General features: G+C 71.8%; 18 protein-coding genes. 2 read left to right on the forward strand and 16 right to left on the reverse strand.

Features of this window, described 5'->3' with window-relative positions:
* Nucleotides 1-8: 8 nt before the first annotated feature.
* The 13 genes from HNR15_RS11550 to HNR15_RS18855 all read right to left on the reverse strand — a co-directional run bounded on the left by HNR15_RS11550 (nt 9) and on the right by HNR15_RS18855 (nt 13,317).
* Nucleotides 9-1,058 carry a hypothetical protein gene (locus HNR15_RS11550; protein WP_179481900.1) on the reverse strand — a complete coding sequence of 350 codons (1,050 nt, stop codon included), beginning with the start codon at nt 1,056-1,058 and terminating at the stop codon, nt 9-11.
* A gap of 4 nt (nt 1,059-1,062) precedes the next feature.
* Complete coding sequence (locus tag HNR15_RS11555) at nt 1,063-1,992, reverse strand: 2-hydroxyacid dehydrogenase (protein WP_179481902.1); 930 nt, start codon at nt 1,990-1,992, stop codon at nt 1,063-1,065.
* A complete protein-coding gene (locus HNR15_RS11560; protein ID WP_208053047.1) occupies nt 1,992-3,266 on the reverse strand; it encodes a cytochrome P450 in 1,275 nt (424 codons plus the stop codon). Before HNR15_RS11560 ends, HNR15_RS11555 begins: the two co-directional genes overlap by 1 nt.
* Before the next feature lie 55 nt (nt 3,267-3,321).
* Nucleotides 3,322-4,839, reverse strand: coding sequence for an Asp-tRNA(Asn)/Glu-tRNA(Gln) amidotransferase subunit GatB (gatB, locus tag HNR15_RS11565; protein WP_179481904.1), 1,518 nt, complete (start codon nt 4,837-4,839; stop codon nt 3,322-3,324).
* A complete protein-coding gene (gene gatA, locus HNR15_RS11570) occupies nt 4,836-6,380 on the reverse strand; it encodes an Asp-tRNA(Asn)/Glu-tRNA(Gln) amidotransferase subunit GatA (protein ID WP_179481906.1) in 1,545 nt (514 codons plus the stop codon). Before gatA ends, gatB begins: the two co-directional genes overlap by 4 nt.
* Before the next feature lie 11 nt (nt 6,381-6,391).
* Nucleotides 6,392-6,688: an Asp-tRNA(Asn)/Glu-tRNA(Gln) amidotransferase subunit GatC gene (gatC, locus tag HNR15_RS11575; RefSeq protein WP_179481909.1), complete on the reverse strand. Its 297-nt coding sequence runs from the start codon at nt 6,686-6,688 to the stop codon at nt 6,392-6,394.
* Nucleotides 6,689-6,772: 84 nt separating this feature from the next.
* Entirely contained in the window at nt 6,773-7,009 is a 237-nt protein-coding gene (locus HNR15_RS11580; protein WP_179481912.1) for a glutaredoxin domain-containing protein, read from the reverse strand.
* A 127-nt stretch (nt 7,010-7,136) separates the two neighbouring features.
* The gene (locus HNR15_RS11585) at nt 7,137-8,015 is read right to left on the reverse strand and encodes an enoyl-CoA hydratase-related protein (protein ID WP_179481914.1); all 879 of its coding nucleotides are present in this window, start codon (nt 8,013-8,015) and stop codon (nt 7,137-7,139) included.
* Nucleotides 8,012-8,875, reverse strand: coding sequence for an SDR family NAD(P)-dependent oxidoreductase (locus tag HNR15_RS11590; protein ID WP_179481916.1), 864 nt, complete (start codon nt 8,873-8,875; stop codon nt 8,012-8,014). Before HNR15_RS11590 ends, HNR15_RS11585 begins: the two co-directional genes overlap by 4 nt.
* Nucleotides 8,876-8,916: 41 nt before the next feature.
* A complete protein-coding gene (locus HNR15_RS11595) occupies nt 8,917-9,408 on the reverse strand; it encodes a mycothiol transferase (protein WP_179481918.1) in 492 nt (163 codons plus the stop codon).
* Nucleotides 9,401-11,551: an NAD-dependent DNA ligase LigA gene (gene ligA, locus HNR15_RS11600; RefSeq protein ID WP_343048519.1), complete on the reverse strand. Its 2,151-nt coding sequence runs from the start codon at nt 11,549-11,551 to the stop codon at nt 9,401-9,403. The genes HNR15_RS11595 and ligA overlap by 8 nt, the downstream gene beginning before the upstream one ends.
* A 46-nt stretch (nt 11,552-11,597) precedes the next feature.
* On the reverse strand, nt 11,598-12,491 hold the full coding sequence (locus HNR15_RS18335) for a uroporphyrinogen decarboxylase/cobalamine-independent methonine synthase family protein (protein WP_343048520.1): 894 nt from the start codon (nt 12,489-12,491) through the stop codon (nt 11,598-11,600).
* A gap of 133 nt (nt 12,492-12,624) precedes the next feature.
* Nucleotides 12,625-13,317, reverse strand: a complete 693-nt coding sequence (locus tag HNR15_RS18855; protein WP_179481920.1) for a septum formation family protein — start codon at nt 13,315-13,317, stop codon at nt 12,625-12,627.
* 10 nt (nt 13,318-13,327) lie between these two features.
* On the opposite strand from HNR15_RS18855, the gene HNR15_RS11615 reads away from it, so the two are divergent.
* The gene (locus tag HNR15_RS11615) at nt 13,328-13,507 is read left to right on the forward strand and encodes a hypothetical protein (RefSeq protein ID WP_179481922.1); all 180 of its coding nucleotides are present in this window, start codon (nt 13,328-13,330) and stop codon (nt 13,505-13,507) included.
* Nucleotides 13,508-13,645: 138 nt separating this feature from the next.
* Here HNR15_RS11615 and mnmA read toward each other — a convergent pair whose 3' ends face one another.
* Nucleotides 13,646-14,734: a tRNA 2-thiouridine(34) synthase MnmA gene (mnmA, locus tag HNR15_RS11620; RefSeq protein WP_179481924.1), complete on the reverse strand. Its 1,089-nt coding sequence runs from the start codon at nt 14,732-14,734 to the stop codon at nt 13,646-13,648.
* Nucleotides 14,734-15,945: a cysteine desulfurase family protein gene (locus HNR15_RS11625; RefSeq protein ID WP_179481926.1), complete on the reverse strand. Its 1,212-nt coding sequence runs from the start codon at nt 15,943-15,945 to the stop codon at nt 14,734-14,736. The genes mnmA and HNR15_RS11625 overlap by 1 nt, the downstream gene beginning before the upstream one ends.
* 94 nt (nt 15,946-16,039) lie before the next feature.
* Here HNR15_RS11625 and HNR15_RS11630 point away from each other — a divergent pair, with 94 nt between their 5' ends.
* Nucleotides 16,040-17,071, forward strand: a complete 1,032-nt coding sequence (locus HNR15_RS11630) for a DUF4352 domain-containing protein (RefSeq protein ID WP_179481928.1) — start codon at nt 16,040-16,042, stop codon at nt 17,069-17,071.
* Nucleotides 17,072-17,132: 61 nt separating this feature from the next.
* On the opposite strand, the gene HNR15_RS11635 is transcribed toward HNR15_RS11630, so the two are convergent.
* Nucleotides 17,133-17,597 carry a PPOX class F420-dependent oxidoreductase gene (locus HNR15_RS11635; RefSeq protein WP_179481930.1) on the reverse strand — a complete coding sequence of 155 codons (465 nt, stop codon included), beginning with the start codon at nt 17,595-17,597 and terminating at the stop codon, nt 17,133-17,135.
* Nucleotides 17,598-17,611: the final 14 nt, after the last annotated feature.

The raw sequence follows: 17,611 nt of genomic DNA on the forward strand, positions 1-17,611 counted from the left end.
CGAGCATGTCACTGTGCGGGATCAGGCAGCGGATCGCCCACCCGCCGGGCATTGGCGCCCGCCAGGAACATCACCAGCAGCCCGCCGAGCAGCCACCAGCCGAGCGTGCCCGCCGGCCGCAGTGCGTGATCGCGATGGAAGTACACGACGTCCCGCACCAGGTCCACGCCGGCGCCGCCGGGCAGCTGGTGGACGACGGCCCGGGTGATCGCGGGCAGCGAGGCGTCGGACGCGGCGTACGGTCCGCTGAACGTCGCCAGCATCAGGGCCGGGAGCACCGCGCCGCCCGGGCCGAAGACTCCGATGGCGGCGAACGTAAGCACCGCGCTCACCCCGGCGACCAGGGCGCCGGCGAGCGCGAGCGGAAGCCACGGCGCGCTGAGCGAACGGGTCACCGAGAGGACCAGCCACGCCCCGAACGCCCCCGACCCGAGCGAGAAGACGATGGCGGCGAGCAGGGTCCGACGCAGACGGGAGAAGCCCGCTCGCCGGCCGTGCAGCCACGCCCCGAGGGCGGCTGCGATGACGAAACCGCTGACGGACTGGCACAGCACGAGATAGCCGCTCACCTGCCCGCGCGGGTCGCCGGGCTGGGTGGGCGCGACGTCCCGGACGGCGGCAGCGCGTCCCTGGGCGGCTTCGTCCGCTCGCAGGATCGCGGTCGACGCGGCGGCGTCGGCCGCACCGGCCGCGGAGTCGGTGAGGATCGCGTCGGAGGGTTGATCCGGCGTGAAGACGAGCGCCGCCGACGCGTCGCCGTCCGCGAGATCGCTCTCGGCGGCTGCGCGGTCGGAGGCGACGAACGCGCGCAGCGGATGTCCGTCGAGCGCGTTCAGGCGGTTGGCGATCCCCCCGGCCACCCCACGGTCCGCGCTGACCACGAGCACCTTCGGGCCGCGACCGGCGTGGTCGCCGGAGAGTCCGACGTAGGCGATGGTGAGCAGGGCCTGGATCGCGAGCACGACCACGGCCGCGGCGAGCAGGACGGCGACGTACCAGAGGCCACCGCGACCGGTCCGCTGGGCACTCCCCTCGCCGGTCTCCCCCTCGAGCGCCATCGGGTCAGCCGGTGGCGACCACGTGGGACAGGTCCTCGCCCTTGCCGAATCGGGTGAGCTCGCGGCGCAGGAAGTCCAGGGCGCGAGGCACGAACGCGGTGGTCGCACCCCCGACGTGCGGGGTCACGAGCATCCCGGGCGTCGTCCAGACGGGGTGCCCGTCCGGCAGGGGCTCCGGGTCGGTGACGTCGAGGGCGGCGGTGAGCCGGCCTGCCGCACACTCCCGGACGAGGGCGTCGGTGTCGACGACCCCGCCGCGCGCGACGTTGACGACCAACGCGCCGTCCGGCAGCGCGTGCAGGAAATCCGCGTCGACCATCCGGCGGGTCGCCTCCGAGAGCGGCACGACCACGATCACGACGTCGTGGTGCGGCAGCAGATCGGGCAGCTCGTCGGTGCCGTGGATCGTGTCGACGAGTTCGTCGCCAGCGCGCGCCCGCGAGGCGACGGCGGTGAGCGAGACCTCGAACGGCTGCAGACGCCGCGCGATCGCGGTGCCGATCGAGCCGTATCCGAGGATCAGGACGTGTCGGTCGGCGAGCGACCGGCGGCCGTTCAGGGACGTCCACCTGCCCTGCTCCCCCGCACGCGTCGCCTCCGGGATCCCGCGCAACGACGCGAGGGCGAGTGCGACGGCGAGTTCGGCGGTCGAGGTGTCGTGGATCCCGGCGCCGTTCGCGAGCTGGACCCCCTCGGGCAGGTGAGGCTGCACGTGCTCGTATCCCGCCGTGACCAGCTGCACGGCCCGCAACTGCGGACACTGCTGCAGGTGGCCGAGTTGGCGTCGTCCGGCCCGCATGTACGGCGGCACGGCGAGCGCGATGTCGTCGCGGGGCGGCGCGTCCTCCATGTCCCAGGTGACGAGCTCCACACCGGGGACGTCGGAGAGCGCGTCGACCCAGTCCTGGTCCGGGAGGGAGGCGACCGGGTCCATCAGGCTCCTGCCGTGACGGGCAGCGAGCGCAGCCCTCGGATGGTGACGCTGTTGCGTCGCTTCGGTTTCGCCGCGAAGTGCAGCGTGGGCATCCGCTCGGCGAGCACCTGCAGGGCGACCTCGGCCTCCAGCCGCGCCAGCGGCGCTCCCACGCAGTAGTGCACACCCCCGGAGAACGCCAGGTGGTCGGAGTTGTCGGTGCGGGTGATGTCGAAGAAGTTCGGCCGGGCGAACCGCGCGGGGTCCCGGTTCGCGCCCGCCAGGATGCACAGCACCCGGTCACCGGCCGGCACGTCGTACCCGCCGATGGTGCTGTCCTGCAACGCGACCCGGTCGGTGAACTGGATCGGCGGGTCGTAGCGGAGGGTCTCCTCGACCACCCTGGGCGCGTACGTCGCGGGGTCGCCGGCCAGCAGCTCCCACTGGTCCGGGTTGCGCATCAGCGCGAGGACGGCGTTGCCGATCAGGTTGACGGTCGTCTCGAAACCCGCGACCAGCAGCAGGGTGCACAGCGGCAGGATCTCCTCGGGCCGCACCGCGCCACCCTCCTCGGCGACGAGCATCGAGAGCATGTCGTCGCGCGGATCGGCCCGGCGCTCCTGCACCAGTCGCTCGAACATCGCGTCCAGGCCGAGCTTGGCGCTCAGCACCTGCTGCGCGTGCCGCAGCGAGTGCACGCCTTCGAGGGCGCTGCCGAGGGCGGTCCCCCAGCGCAGGAAGAGGCCGTCGTCGGCCTCCGGCACGCCGATCAGCTCGGAGATGATGCGGATCGGCAGCGGACCCGCCAGCTGGCGGATCAGGTCGAAGGACGCGCCGGGAGGCACCGCGTCCAGCCGCTCGTGCACGGTCTTCTCGATCGTCGTGCCGTACGCGGTGAGCCGACGGGGCGTGAACGCGGGAGCGGCGACCCGGCGCAGGCGGGTGTGCTCGGGCGGGTCCATCTCCAGCAGCGACATGCTGAACTCGACCTCGTCCTTGCCGACGATGGTGCGGCCGCCGACGCCGAACTCCCGGCTCTTCAGGATGTGCTTGCACACGTCGTGGGTGGCGCTGAGGTGCACGTTCGGCTCGCGCGGCGACGGCGACAACGGCGCCTGGTCTCGGACCTGGTCGAAGTACGGGTAGGGGTCGAGCCGACCCGGCCAGGTGATGGCCCGCGCGACGGGCGCGCGCAGCACCCGCGCGCCGTACTCGGTCTTCGCCCTCGCGACGTAGACGTCCTTGATGAAGGAGCGGGCCATGCCCAACTGCGTGATCAGACCGGGTCGTTCCATGCCGTCCGCCTCTCATGGTGGGGCGTGCCACCGCGAGGCGGGCTGCCCGCCGGGGTCAGGTCAACCGAGCCAGGATCAGCTCACGGGCGCGTGCCGCGTCCGCCTGACCCCGCATCTCCTTCATCACGCCGCCGATCAGTGCCCCGGCCGCGTTGAGCTTGCCCTCGCGCACCTTCGCGGCGACGGCCTCGTTGGCGGCGATGACCTTGTCGACCGCTGCTTCCAGGGCGCCGTCGTCCTGCGCCAGCGCGAGCCCTCGAGCGTCCGCGACCTGGGTCGGCGTGCCCTCGCCGGCCAGGACGCCGTCGAGCACCTGCCGGGCCATCGCGTCGTTGAGGCGGCCCGAGGCCACCAGGCCGGACAGCTCGGCGATATGCGCAGGCGTCACGCCGGAGTCGTCGATCGCGCGCCCCTCGGCGTTGGCGCGCCGGGAGATCTCCCCGGTCCACCACTTGCGGGCCGCGGCCGGACTCGCACCGTCGGCCACGGTCTGCTCGATCAGCTCGGTCGCGCCCGCGTTGAGTACGTCGCGCATCTCCAGATCCGTGTAGCCCCAGTCCTTCTGGAGTCGCTTCCGCCGCTGGTCGGGAGGCTCCGGGAGCGTCCCGCGCAGCTGCTCGACGTACTCGCTCGACGGTGCGACGGGCACCAGGTCGGGCTCGGGGAAGTAGCGGTAGTCGTCGGCGTCGGACTTGGGCCGTCCGGAGGTCGTGACCCCGGTGTCCTCGTGCCAGTGCCGGGTCTCCTGCTGGATGGCGGCTCCGGAGTCCAGCACCGCCGCGTGACGGCTGATCTCGTAGCGGATGGCCCGCTCGATGGACCGCAGCGAGTTGACGTTCTTGGTCTCGGTGCGGGTGCCGAGCTCGTCCTCGCCTCGGGGCATGAGCGACACGTTGGCGTCGCAGCGCACCGACCCCTGCTCCATCCGCACGTCGCTGACGCCGAGGGCTTTGAGCAGGTCGCGCAGCGCGGCGACGTACGCCTTGGCCACCTCGGGTGCCCGCTCGCCGGCACCGCGCACCGGGCGGGTGACGATCTCGATCAGCGGCACGCCCGCGCGGTTGTAGTCCACGAGGGAGTACTCCGCGCCCTGGATGCGGCCGGTGGAGCCGCCGACGTGCAGCGACTTGCCGCTGTCCTCCTCCATGTGGGCGCGTTCGATCTCGACGCGGAAGATCTCGGTGCCGTCGCCGTTCGCGGTCGGGATCTCGACATCGAGGTAGCCGTCGAAGGCGATCGGCTCGTCGTACTGGCTGGTCTGAAAGTTCTTGGTCATGTCCGGGTAGAAGTAGTTCTTCCGGGCGAAGCGGCACCAGGGCGCGATCGAGCAGTTGAGCGCGAGACCGATCCGGATGGCCGACTTGACCGCCGCGGCGTTGACCACCGGCAGCGCGCCCGGCAGGCCCAGGCAGACCGGGCAGACCTGCGAGTTGGGCTCGGCGCCGAAACCGGTCGCACAGCCGCAGAACATCTTGGTCTCGGTGTTGAGCTCGACGTGGACCTCCAGGCCCATCACCGGGTCGTACCGAGCAATCGCGTCGTCGTAGTCGACGACGGCGTCCAGCACACTCATCGGGTCACCTCCCGCACCGGGAGCGCCGGTGCCTGGTCGAGGATCGGCGCGCCCCACTGCTCCAGCAGGGCCGCCTCGAGCGCCGCGCCGACCTCGTAGAGACGGTCGTCGCGGGTGGCCGGGGCGAGGATCTGGAAGCCGCTCGGCAGTCCGTCCTCGGCCAGGCCGTTGGGGATCGACATGCCCGGCACCCCGGCGAGGTTGGCCGGGATGGTCGCCACGTCGTTCAGGTACATCGCCATCGGGTCCTCGAGCTTCTCCCCCAGCTTGAACGCCGTGGTGGGCGCGGTGGGAGTCACGAGCACGTCGGCCTGCTCGAACGCAGCCGCGAAGTCGCGAGCGATGAGCGTGCGCACCTTCTGCGCCTGGCCGTAGTACGCGTCGTAGTAGCCGGCGGAAAGGGCGTACGTGCCGAGGATGATCCGGCGCTTGACCTCCTCGCCGAATCCGGCGTCCCGGGTGGCGGCCATGACCTGCTCGGCGCTCGGGCTGTCCACGCCCTGCGGACCGACCCGCAGGCCGTAGCGCATGGCGTCGAACTTGGCGAGGTTGGAGGACGCCTCGCTGGGCAGGATCAGGTAGTACGCCGCGAGACCCTTGACGAAGCTGGGGCATGCGACGTGCACGATCTCGGCCCCGCGGGCCTCGAGCAGCTTCAACGACTCCTCGAACCGCGCGCGCACGCCGGACTGGAAGCCCTCACCGGAGATCTCGTCCACGACGCCGATCCGCAGCCCTGAGACGTCGCCGCGGCGGGCCGCCTCGACGACACCGGGCACCGGCGCGTCGATGGAGGTGGAGTCCATCTCGTCGTGGCCGCCGATGATCTCGTGCAGCAGCGCGGCGTCGAGCACCGAGCGGGTGCAGGGTCCGGCCTGGTCCAGGGAGCTGGCGAGCGCGATGAGCCCGTAACGGGACACACCGCCGTACGTCGGTTTGGTGCCGACCGTGCCGGTGACCGCGGCGGGCTGGCGGATGGAGCCGCCGGTGTCGGTGCCGATCGCGAGCGGCGCCTCGAACGCGGCGACCGCCGCCGAGGACCCGCCGCCGGAGCCGCCGGGGATCCGGTCCAGGTCCCACGGGTTGTGGGTGGGGCCGTACGCCGAGTGCTCCGTGGAGCTGCCCATGGCGAACTCGTCCATGTTGGTCTTGCCGAGGATCGGCAGACCCGCGGCGCGCAGCCGGGTGGTGATGGTGGCGTCGTATGGCGGGATCCACCCCTGCAGGATCCGGCTGCCGGCGGTGGTGGGCAGGCCCTTGGTGGCCACGATGTCCTTGACCGCGATCGGCACTCCGGCCAGCGGCGACCGGGACTCGCCCGCGGCGCGCGCCTCGTCGGCGGCTCGGGCGGCTGCGAGCGCACCCTCGGCGTCGACGTGCAGGAACGCGTGGACGGCGTCGTCGACCTCGGCGATCCGGTCCAGGTGCGCCTGGGTGACCTCGACGCTGGACAGGCTGCCGTCGGCGATGGCGGCACCGAGCTCGGCGGCACCGCGCCGGACGATGTCGTGGGGTGAGGAGGGTGAGGACGGAGAAGACACGGAGAAGGGACTCACTCTTCGTCGAGGATGCGGGGGACGGCGAAGCGGCCGGCCTGGGCGTCGGGGGCACCGGCCAGGGCGTCGCCCGAGCTCAGGCTGGGGCGTACGACGTCCGGCCGGGTGACGTTGACCAGCGGAAGTGGGTGCGACATCGGGGGGATGTCGTCGGCCGCGATCTCACCCACGGTGGCGACGAATCCGACGATCTGGTCCAGCTGCCCGGCGAGCTTGTCCAGCTCGTCGTCGGTCAACTGGATACGGGCGAGCATCGCGACGTGCGCGACCTCCGCGCGGGACAGCTCAGGCATGGGAGCCAGTCTATGGGTGCCCCCGTCGACGACCGGCGCGGCCGTGCCGGAGCCCGTGCGGGCTCTCGGCCGTTCGCCGGAGGCTCAGCTCGCGAGGGCGGCGAGCACCACGTCCGGGTCGGGGTTGGTGTGCGCGGCACCCGCGATCACGACGGTCGGGACGATCTCGTTGCCGTTGTTGACACCCGCGACGTACCGGCGCGCCTCGTCGTCCTCCCAGATGTTGCGCCAGGTCGCCTTGTCGGCGGCCGAGCCGAGACTCGAGCGCAGTCGGGAGCAGTAGCCGCAGCCGGGCCGCCAGTAGATCGTCACGTCACTCATGCCCGGTCCAACGCTCCGGTACCCGCGGGTATGCCCGCCCGTCCCCGTCGGGGGGTAGGGCGGTCGGCGAGGGGTGGGGACATAGGCCCATCTCTCGATGCCTTCCCCACCCCACCGATGGGAAGGCTCAGTCGGTCGGGAAGACGTCGGGCAGGTCGGAGGCCGATCCGGCGAAGCGCGGCGAGCGCTTCTCCAGGAACGAGGCGACCCCCTCCTGGCCGTCGCCCTCGCTGGTCCAGAACATCGCGAGCGACTCCGCACGGTGCGCCTCGCGCGGATGCGACGTCGCCGCGTTGCGGTACATCATCTGGCGGGTCAGTGCCACGGCAACCGGACTGCGGTCGTCGGTGAACCGGTGCGCCAACGCCCTTGCCCCAGCGAGCAGGTCGTCCGGCTCGTGCACCGAGCGCACCAGTCCGCCGTCCTTCGCCTCCTGCGCGGTGAGGATGTCCGCGGAGTAGGCCCACTCCAGGGCCTGCTGGATGCCGACGATGCGCGGCAGGAACCACGTCGAGCACGCCTCGGGGACGATCCCGATCCTGCCGAAGACGAAGCCGATCCGTGCCTTGGTCGAGGCCAGCCGGAAGTCCATGGCGCAGGTCATCGTGGCCCCGACGCCGACCGCCGCACCGTTGATCGCCGCGATGACCGGTTTGGGGCAGTCGTAGATCGCGAGCGCGACCCGCCCGCCGGTGTCGCGTACGCCCTCGACGACGGCCGGGTCCTCGAACCGCTCAACCAGGTCGGCCGGGGTCGGGCTCATCGAGCCGTCGAGTCCGAAGACGTTGCCGCCCACCGACAGATCCATGCCCGCACAGAAGGCGCGGCCGGCGCCGGTGACGATCACGGCGCGAGCGTCGTCGTCGCGACCGGCACGCCCGAAGACGTCGATGAGCTCGTTCGCCATCGTGACGGTGAAGGCGTTGAGGGCGTCGGGGCGGTCGAGGGTGACGGTCGCGATGCCGTCGGCCACCTCGTAGCGGATGGTCTCGTACGTCGGGTTCACGCCGTCTTCGCCTTGCGCTTGGCGACCGCTGCCATCGAGGCCTTCATCAGCTTCCAATAGCCGGCCGGGCGGGTGCGGGCCATCACGTCGAGGGCCTTGGCGTCCTGCCCGATCAGCAGCCGCGGTCGGCGGTTGATGGTGGCCTCGATGATGTCCTCGGCCGCTCGGTCGGCGGGATAGCTGAGCATCGCCGCGAACGACTTCTTCTGCGCAGCACTCTCGGCCTCATCGACGCCGGCGGCCACCCGCGCGTTCACGGCGATGTTGGTGCGGATGCCGCCAGGGTGCACGACGGTGACGCCGACGGGCAGGTCCTCCTCGGCCAGCTCGTGGCGCAACGACTCGGAGAAGCCGCGCAGCCCGAACTTGCTGGTGCTGTACGCCGTCTGGCCGGGAGGCGCGACGAGCCCGAAGAGCGAGGACGTGTTGACCACGTGGGCGTTGCCGTTCTCGATCAGGATCGGCAGCAGCGCGCGGGTGATCCGGATCGGGGCGAGCAGGTTGATCTCGAGCAGCCACTCGAAGTCCTGCTCGGAGGTCTGTACGAAGCGGCCGCCGAGCGCGACGCCGGCGTTGTTGAAGAGCAGGTTGACGTCGGGGTGGGCGCTCACGACGCGCGCGATCAGCGTGTCGGTGCCGGCTCGGTCGGCCAGGTCGACGACGTACGTCGTGACGCGCACCGACGGGCTCTCGCGCCCGATCTCCTGGGCGACACGCGCCAGCCCGGTCTCGTCGCGGTCCAGGAGCACGACGTTCGCGCCCCGCCGGGCGAGGCCGCGGGCGATGTGCTCGCCCATCCCACCCGCTGCGCCAGTCACCAGCGCTACCGATCCTTCGACAACGACGTCGGGCAGTGCCATCAACGATCCTTCGTTCGGGTGGGGTGGAGTCGAGCCCGACCCTACGAGAGACCGCCGGCGGTGACGAGGTCGGCGGTCAGGTCGAGGTGGCCGCGGTGCTGGGCGAGCTCCTCGTAGACGTGCAGCAGGATGCCGGCCTGGGTGCGCAACTCGTCGCGGTCGAGGTCGCGCTCGCGCAGCGGACCGACCGGATGGGCGGGGCCGTCGAAGTCCGCGAGGTCGGCGCGGAACCGATCACGGTGCACACCGACGAGCTCGACGAGCTCGGCCACCGTACCCGCCGACTCGAACTCAGCGGCACGGTCCCGCTCGATCGGCCGGTCCGCGAGCACCCGCCCGCCCCAGAACTCCAGCACCCCGCAGCAGTGCCGCACCAGCTGGAACGCGGTGTTGCCCGCCGGCAGCCCGGTCGGGGCGTTGACGCGCTCGTCCCCCAGCCGCCGGACCGTCGCGAGCATTCCGTCGAGCGCACGGTCGACGTGCACGAGGACCGCGGCCAGCAGGTCGCCCTCGGCGAGAGTCGTCTCAGTCATCCGCGTCGGCCGGAGAGGGACGCACCGCGTCGGCGCCCTGCTCCAGCAGGGTGCGGAAACCGGTCTCGTCCAGGATCGTCAGTCCGAGGTCCTCGGCCTTGGTCGCCTTGGTGCCGGCGTTGGCGCCCACCACGACGAAGTCGGTCTTCTTGGAGACCGAACCGCTGGCCTTGCCGCCGCGCACGATGATCGCCTCCTTGCTCTCGTCGCGCGAGAAACCCTCCAGCGAGCCCGTGACCACGACGGTCAGGCCCTCGAGGGTCCGGTCGATGGACGCGTCGACCTCGTCGGCCATGCGGACGCCGTCCTGCGCCCACCGCTGCACGATCTGGAGGTGCCAGTCGACCGCGAACCACTCGACGACGGCCTGCGCGATCACCGGCCCGACACCGTCGGTCGCGGCCAGCTGCTCCTGCGTGGCCTCCCTGATGGCGTCCATCGACCCGAACTCCCCCGCCAGCGCCCGCGCCGCGGTGGGTCCGACGTGCCGGATGGACAGGGCGACCAGCACCCGCCAGAGCGGCTGCGCCTTGGCCATCTCCAGGTTGTCGATGAGCCGAATGCCGTTGGCGGACAGCACCTTCCCGTCGACCACGGTCTCGGGCGGATCGTTCTTCTTCGCGGCGCGGGTGTAGAGATCGACACGCACCAGCTGCTCGCGCGTCAGGCGGAACAGGGTCGACTCGTCCTGCAGGACCCCCGCGTCCAACAGCGCGGTGGCCCCCTCCCAGCCCAGGGCCTCGATGTCGAAACTACCGCGGGCGGCGAGCCCGAAGAGCCGCTCCCGCAACTGCGACGGGCAGGATCGCGCGTTCGGGCACCGGATGTCCTTGTCGCCATCGCGCTCGTAGGCCAGCGGTGTGCCGCACGACGGGCAGTCGGTCGGCATCTCGAACTCGCGCTCGCTGCCGTCGCGCAGCTCCGCCACCGGCCCGACGATCTCGGGGATGACGTCGCCGGCCTTGCGCAGCACGACGGTGTCGCCGATGAGCACGCCCTTGCGGCGTACCTCCGAGGCGTTGTGCAAGGTGGCCATCTCGACCGTGGACCCGGCCACCTTCACCGGCCGCATCACCCCGAACGGCGTCACCCGTCCGGTGCGCCCGACGTTGACCTGGATGTCCAGCAGCTTGGTGTTGACCTCCTCGGGCGGGTACTTGAACGCGATCGCCCACCGCGGTGCCCGCGACGTCGCGCCGAGCGCGCGCTGCACCGGCACCTCGTCGACCTTGACCACGACGCCGTCCAGCTCGTGCTCGACGGAGTGCCGGTGACTGCCGGCCCACTCGATGTAGTCCTGCACCTGCTCGGGGGTGTCGACCACGCGGTAGTGCGTGGACACCGGGAGGCCCCAGGCGCCGAGCAGGTCGTAGGCCTCACTCTGCCGGACGATGTCGAAGCCGCGCCGCGCGCCGATGCCGTGCACCAGCATCCGCAGCGGTCGGGTCGCGGTGACCTTGGGATCCTTCTGCCGCAGCGACCCGGCGGCGGCGTTGCGGGGGTTGGCGAACGGCGCCTTGCCCTGCTCGACCAGCCGCTCGTTCAGCGCCGTGAACGCCTCGACGGGGAAGAACACCTCGCCGCGCACCTCCACCAGCTCGGGCACAGCGACCTCGCCGCCGGACAGGGTGTGCGGGATCCCTTCGACGGTGCGCACGTTGAGGGTGACGTCCTCCCCGGTGCGGCCGTCGCCGCGGGTGACACCGCGCGTGAGGCGGCCGTCCTCGTAGAGCAGGTTGATCGCCAGGCCGTCGATCTTCAACTCGCACAGGTAGTGCACGTCGGCGCCGCCCGCGTCGCGCTCCACGCGCGTGGCCCACGCGGCCATCTCCTCGGCACTGAACGCGTTGTCCAGGCTCAGCATCCGCTCGACGTGGTCGACGGGCGTGAAGTCGGTGCTGTACGTCGCTCCGACCTGCTGGGTGGGGCTGTCCGGTGTGCGCAGCGGGGGGTAGGCCTCCTCCAGTTCGTTCAGCCGCCGGACCAGCGCGTCGTACTCGCCGTCGCTGACGGTGGGCGCGTCCCGCACGTGATAGGCGAACTGGTGGGCGCGGACCTCCTCGGCCACCTGGGTCCACTCGTGCCGGGCATCGTCGGGGATGCCGCTGGCGCCGTCGTCGGCAGGCACCGGTTCCTCACTCACCCGGGCAATCCTGCCGCAGCGCACCGACAGCCGCGACACAACTCCGTCACGAGCCCTGCGCGATCTCCCCCAGCTCGTGGGCGGCTGCCTGCACCAGTCGTGCGACGCCGAGCGCCGCGTCCGGTGAGCGACCAGCGAGTCCGCAGGCGGGCGACAACGTGAGCGTCGACAGATCGGCGTCGGGCAGCCCAAGGCGGCGCCACATCGCGAGCACGCGCTCGACGTACCTGCCCGGGTGCGTGCCGGTGGCGTCGGTCGGCACCAGACCCAGCCAAGGGGCGCGGGACGCCTCGACGGCCTCCGCGACCAGATCCCACTCCGCGCCGCCCAGCAGGGCGACATCGAGGGCCACGCTCAGATCCGGCACCTCGGCGAGCATCCGCAGCGGCGGGGACGGAGCGCACGTGTGCACGACGATCGATCGCGTTCGCGCGGCCAGCCCGGCGGTCAACTCCGTGAGAGCCTCCCGGGCGGTCTGCTCGTCGACGCTGCGCAACCGGGAGAAACCCGACGCCGTCGGCACACTGCCGGTCAGGACGGCGGTGAGCGAGGGCTCGTCGAACTGCAGGGCGACATCGGCCCCCGGCACCAGCGACCGGACCCGGTCGACATGGTCGGTCGCTGCGGCGAGGAGCGCCTGGCGCAGGTCGCGGCAGGCGCCGGGATCGGATAGCGCCTTCTCACCCCTGGGGAGCGCGACGGCGGCAGCGAGGGTCCACGGACCGCACAGCGAGAGCTTCAGCTCACCGACGTAGCCGTCGTAGGCCTCGGCCAGCTCGTCCAGGTCCTGACGCAGGTACGCCGCACCGCGCGCGGCGTCCCGTCCCCGTCCGCCGGACAGCCGCCACCCGCTCGGCTGCAGATCGACGCTCAGGTCCGGCAGCAGCGCGGCGGTCCGACCCACCAGGTCGGCGCCCGGGCCCCGGTCCGGGAGCTCCACCAGGTAGGGCAGTCCGTCCTCGGCGAGCAGATCGCGGATCAGCCCGTTGGCGCGTCGTGGATCGGTGCCCGGCCACGACCCGATGCCGGTGGCCCGCGGTGCGATGCGGGCGACCGGCTGGTCCTCCGCCGACTCAGCGATAGGACGTCAGCGGCTTCGTACCGATCCCCTGCAGCGACTTCTTGACGGTGCCCGACGTGACCTTGACGAAGCAGGCGGCGTACCGGTCGCCCTGCGCCCAGGCCGTCTTGGTGACGTAGAGGCCGTCCTCGACGACATCCTTACGCGACTTCGTGCCGAGGAAGGCCTGCGCCAGCGGCGGGCAGAACTGAGCCCGCTGGGCGATCAGGTGGGCGTCGCCGGGGAACTTGTCGATGTACCGGCCGGACAGGTACCCGCCGGTGGTCTGACCCACGTGCGGGGAGGAGCACTTCACGATCTTGAAGTTCTTCGCCACCTTGTCGACGCAGAAGGTGTACTTGAACGCGTTCGCACCCTTCAACGCGTCCTGCAGCGTGTAGTTGATCGGCAGGTTGGCCTCGTCACCGTCGGTGCGCAGGTGCATCAGGCACACGATCCGGGTGGAGTTGAGCGGGTCGTCGACCAGGGCCACGGGGTTTCCGACGGCCAGCAGACCGACCGGCGCCCCACCGCTGAACTTGACCAGCGAGGCGTTGCAGGTCTCCTGCCGCAGCACCTGACGCGCCGTCGGGTCGGTATTGACGCTGGAGTTCCTGACCACCGCGGTGACCTGGTAGACGTGCGTCTGCGTGCAGGGCACGACCTGGTAGGTCAGGGTGTCGATCAGGCACTGCCCGGTCTGCACCGACGCCGAGATGCCCGAGGCGCTGCTCGAGCTGCTGGAACTGCTGGGCGTCGGCGAGGACGAGCTCGACGACGAGGAGGAACTGGTCGAGCTGGGCGATGTGGAGGTCGCGCTGTGGACCGTCGGGGCGCTGCCTCCCCCACCGCACGCAGCCAGGACCACAGCGGCCGCAGCCACCCCCACGATCTGACGGACCGACATCCAGCACTCCTTCACCCTGTCGCCGGCGGGCACCGGCGCTCGGCCATTGTGACCTGTCCACCCCGTCCGATGCGGCCGACCGGCCCGGTCCGGGTGGGAAATATGCGTGGTCGCCGGCGTGCCTGCGTCAGGCGGAGGCTTCGACGCGGCCGGTGCGCGCGATGGTGGCCGATCCGACGACCCTGGTGCCGTCGTAGAGCACGACGGACTGGCCGGGCGCCACGCCGCGGATGCGACGATCCAGGCGCACCTGCACCCGGTCGCCGTCTGCGGTGGCGGTCGCGGGAATCTCCTCGCCGTGGGCTCGCACCTGAGCGCCCACCCGCACCTCACCGGCGGGCGCCGGGCCGCACCACCGGCCGTGATCGGCGTCCAGCAGGTCCACGCCCAGCAGTTCGGCGGTGCCGACGACGACCCGTCGGGTCGCGGGTTGCACCTCGACGACGTACCGCTTGGCGCCGTCCTCGCGCGGCACCTTCAGCCCGAGGCCGCGGCGCTGCCCGACGGTGTACGCGAACGCCCCCTCGTGGGTGCCGACGACCTTGCCGGCGTCGTCGACGATCTCACCGGGAGCCGTGCCGAGCCGTCCGGTCAACCAGCCCTTCGTGTCGCCGTCGGCGATGAAACAGATGTCGTGGCTGTCCGGCTTCTTGGCGACCGAGAAGCCGCGCGCGGCCGCCTCCTCGCGGATGTGCGGCTTGGTGGTGTCGCCGAGCGGGAAGAACGAGCGCGAGAGCTGCTCGGCGTCCAGCACCCCGAGCACGTAGGACTGGTCCTTGGCCGGGTCGACCGCCCGGTGCAGCTCCCGGCCGTCCGGGCCGTCGACGATCTGCGCGTAGTGCCCCGTCGCGACCGCGTCGAAACCGAGCGCGAGCGCCTTGTCCAGCAACGCCGCGAACTTGATGCGCTCGTTGCAGCGCAGGCACGGGTTGGGGGTGCGGCCGGCGGCGTACTCCGCGACGAAGTCCTCCATGACGTCCTCGCGGAACCGGTCGGCCATGTCCCACACGTAGAAGGGGATGCCGAGCCGGTCGGCGACCCGTCGGGCGTCGCCGGCGTCCTCGATGGTGCAGCACCCGCGCGCGGATTCGCGCAGGGTCGCCGCGGACTGCGACAACGCCAGATGCACACCGACCACCTCATGCCCGGCGTCGAGCATCCGTGCGGCGGCCACGGCCGAGTCGACCCCGCCGCTCATGGCGGCAACGACGCGCATCACTGACCCTTCGGCCGGGCGCCGGCGCGGCCCGCGTGGTGGGCGCGCTGAGCGCGCTCGACGGCGGCCGGAAGCGCGTCGAGGAACGCCGCGACGTCGCTGTCGTCGGAGGTGTGACCCAGGGAGAGGCGCAGCGCGCCGCGAGCGCGGGCCTCCGGCACGCCCATCGCCAGGAGCACATGGCTCGGACGCGGCACGCCGGCCTGGCAGGCCGACCCGGTCGAGCACTCGATGCCCGCGGCGTCGAGCAGGTAGAGCAGGGAGTCACCGTCGCAGTCCGGCACGAGCAGGTGCACATTGCCCGGCAGCCGCCGTTCGACGTCACCGACCTCGTGCGGCCCGCTCACCGTGATGTCGAAACCCGCGTCGAGCGCACCGCGGATCATCTTGTCCCGCAACGACGCCAGCCGGTCGCTCTCGGCCGCCCGGCCGTCGGTCACGAGGGCCGTCGCGACCGCCATCCCGCGGATTGCGGCGACGTCCAGGGTGCCGCTGCGCAGCCCGCGCTCCTGGCCACCGCCCTGAGTCAGCGGCCGCAGCCGCACGTCACGCCGGGCGAGGAGCACCCCCACGCCGAGCGGTCCGCCGATCTTGTGCCCGCTGGCGGTGAGCAGGTCGGCCCCGACCGCTGCGAAGTCGATCGGCAGGTGACCCATGGCCTGGACCGCGTCCGTGTGCATGGGAATGCCGAATTCGTGGGCTACGGAGGTGATCTCGGCGATCGGCTGCACCGTGCCGACCTCGTTGTTGGCCCACATCACCGACACGAGGGCGACGTCCGCGGGATCCTGCTCGATGGCCGCGCGCACGCGTGCGGGATCGATCCGGCCGAGCGGGTCGGGCTCGACCCAGGTGATCCGCGCGCCCTCGTACTCGACCAGGAAGTCGACGCAGTCGAGCACCGCATGGTGCTCGATGGCCGAGACGATAAGCCGGGTACGCCGCGGGTCGTCGGCCCGGCGCTGGTAGTACAGGCCCTTGACCGCGAGGTTGTCCGACTCGGTGCCCCCGGAGGTGAAGACGACCTCGGACGGTCCGGCGCCGAGCCCGGCCGCGATGGTCTCGCGCGACTCCTCCACGACGCGTCGGGCCGCACGGCCGGCCGTGTGCAGCGACGAGGCGTTGCCCGGGACGGCCATCTGCTCGGCCATCGCGGTGACGACCTGCGGCAGCGCAGGCGTCGTCGCGGCATGGTCGAGGTAGTGGGGCATCGGTCGATTCTACGATCCGGTCCTGGGACCCGCCCGCGCCCGCTCCCCGTCTTTGGCAGACTGCTCGCTGATCCCACCCGATGAGAGGCCCGCTTTGTTCTCCCGCGCCACGCGCCTCGGCGGTCCCGCCGCACTCGCCGTTCTCGCGACGTCCGTGCTCACGGGCTGCAGCCACGGCGCGCCCGCGAAGGCCGTCCGCACCACCGTCGTCGCCCCCAGCGGATGCTCCGGCCCCAAGGACGTGTCCTACTCCGGCGGCGCGACGGCGTACGACGTGCCCGTCCCGACCCCCGACCACCGTGCGGTGGCCACCCAGGTCGGTGCGCCCACCCTGTCGCAGGTCTCCAGCGGGGAGAGCAGCTACCGCATCGCGTCGGTGCACATGTCGGCGCGGGTGGTGCAGAACGGGTCGTACGTCGTGTCCCCCGGGTCGCTCGTGATGCTCGACCCGCAGGGCAGGGCGTGCCCGCGGCCCGCGCACAACCCGCTGGCCGGCGCCTTCCCCCTCACGACGATCGACGAGCAGCGCGGCGCCGACGGCAACGTCGCCTTCCTGGTGCCGGCGGACGCCGACCTGGCGAACTACTCGGTCGTCTACGTGGAGAACCCGACCGACCGGCGCGCGCTCGCGAAGTGGTCCAAGCAGGGCACCGCTCCGCAACGCACGGTGACCGATGCGTGCGACGGGCCCCGCACCGCGTACGACCGCAAGGGCGTCGCGACAGTGCACTTCGGCCGGACGATCTCGATCATCAACGGCGGTATCGGCGTCACCGTCACGGCGCAGGCACCGACCCCTCGCACGCTCGGCCCGTCCCCGACCGTCCCCGGCGACGTCGACGGCGTGGCCGTCAGCCTCTCGGTCACCGCGCGGGGCGCTGAGGCGTACGTCGATCGGCGGCAGTTCGTGCTGCTGGACGGGGGCGGCCGGACATGCCGCTTCGGCAGCATCCCCTCGCCCGGCGAGACCCTCACCAGCACGCTGGTGAAGCCGAACGGATCGGGGCGCTACACGATCATCTTCTGGGTGCCCAAGGGCGCACAGCCGCGCAGTTGGACGCTGCTGCAGTTGACCTCACCGACGAGCAAGCGGGCGGCAGCGGCCTGGTCGACGTCGGCCAAGTAGCCCCCCGCGTTTTGGACATGCAGATCGGGGCATATTCGCCCCCATCTGCATGTCCGAAAGATCAGTCCGCGAGCCGGGGCGGGAAGCCGCCGGTCGCGATCGGGCCCCAGCGGGTGGGAGTGACCCGGATCAGGCACTTGCCCTGCCGGCGCATGGCCTCGCGGTATTCATCCCAGTCCGAATGCTCCCCGGAGATGACCCGGAAGTACTCCACCAGCGGCTCGACGGCGTCCTCACCCGACAGCACCTCCGCCTCGCCGTCGACCTGCACCCACTCGGCGTCGAACTCCTCGGACAGCACCAGCACGCTCACCCGCGGATCGCGTGCGGCGTTGCGGGATTTGGCGCGTTCGGGATAGGAGGAGATGACCAGGCGACCCTGCGCATCGACGCCGCCGGTGACCGGTGATGCCTGGGCCGAGCCGTCCTTGCGGGTGGTGATCAGCACGAACCGGTGCCTCGGGCGGACGAAGTCGGCGAGGGCGGCGGCATCGACGTGGGTGGTGGTGGCGACCTTGGGGCTCATGCCCTCAGCGTCTC

This window comes from Allobranchiibius huperziae (assembly GCF_013410455.1).
GTDB classification, from domain to species: domain Bacteria; phylum Actinomycetota; class Actinomycetes; order Actinomycetales; family Dermatophilaceae; genus Allobranchiibius; species Allobranchiibius huperziae.

What these genes read in the sequence shown, in the direction of transcription:
- HNR15_RS11635 (WP_179481930.1), bottom strand. Translation starts at nt 17,597, where the DNA reads ATGAGCCCCAAGGTCGCCACCACCACCCACGTCGATGCCGCCGCCCTC.
- gatB (WP_179481904.1), bottom strand. Translation starts at nt 4,839, where the DNA reads ATGAGTGTGCTGGACGCCGTCGTCGACTACGACGACGCGATTGCTCGG.
- HNR15_RS11555 (WP_179481902.1), bottom strand. Translation starts at nt 1,992, where the DNA reads ATGGACCCGGTCGCCTCCCTCCCGGACCAGGACTGGGTCGACGCGCTC.
- mnmA (WP_179481924.1), bottom strand. Translation starts at nt 14,734, where the DNA reads ATGCGCGTCGTTGCCGCCATGAGCGGCGGGGTCGACTCGGCCGTGGCC.
- HNR15_RS11560 (WP_208053047.1), bottom strand. Translation starts at nt 3,266, where the DNA reads ATGGAACGACCCGGTCTGATCACGCAGTTGGGCATGGCCCGCTCCTTC.
- HNR15_RS11580 (WP_179481912.1), bottom strand. Translation starts at nt 7,009, where the DNA reads ATGAGTGACGTGACGATCTACTGGCGGCCCGGCTGCGGCTACTGCTCC.
- HNR15_RS11590 (WP_179481916.1), bottom strand. Translation starts at nt 8,875, where the DNA reads ATGGCACTGCCCGACGTCGTTGTCGAAGGATCGGTAGCGCTGGTGACT.
- HNR15_RS11615 (WP_179481922.1), top strand. Translation starts at nt 13,328, where the DNA reads ATGCCCGAGGCGCTGCTCGAGCTGCTGGAACTGCTGGGCGTCGGCGAG.
- HNR15_RS11625 (WP_179481926.1), bottom strand. Translation starts at nt 15,945, where the DNA reads ATGCCCCACTACCTCGACCATGCCGCGACGACGCCTGCGCTGCCGCAG.
- HNR15_RS11595 (WP_179481918.1), bottom strand. Translation starts at nt 9,408, where the DNA reads ATGACTGAGACGACTCTCGCCGAGGGCGACCTGCTGGCCGCGGTCCTC.
- HNR15_RS11550 (WP_179481900.1), bottom strand. Translation starts at nt 1,058, where the DNA reads ATGGCGCTCGAGGGGGAGACCGGCGAGGGGAGTGCCCAGCGGACCGGT.
- gatC (WP_179481909.1), bottom strand. Translation starts at nt 6,688, where the DNA reads ATGCCTGAGCTGTCCCGCGCGGAGGTCGCGCACGTCGCGATGCTCGCC.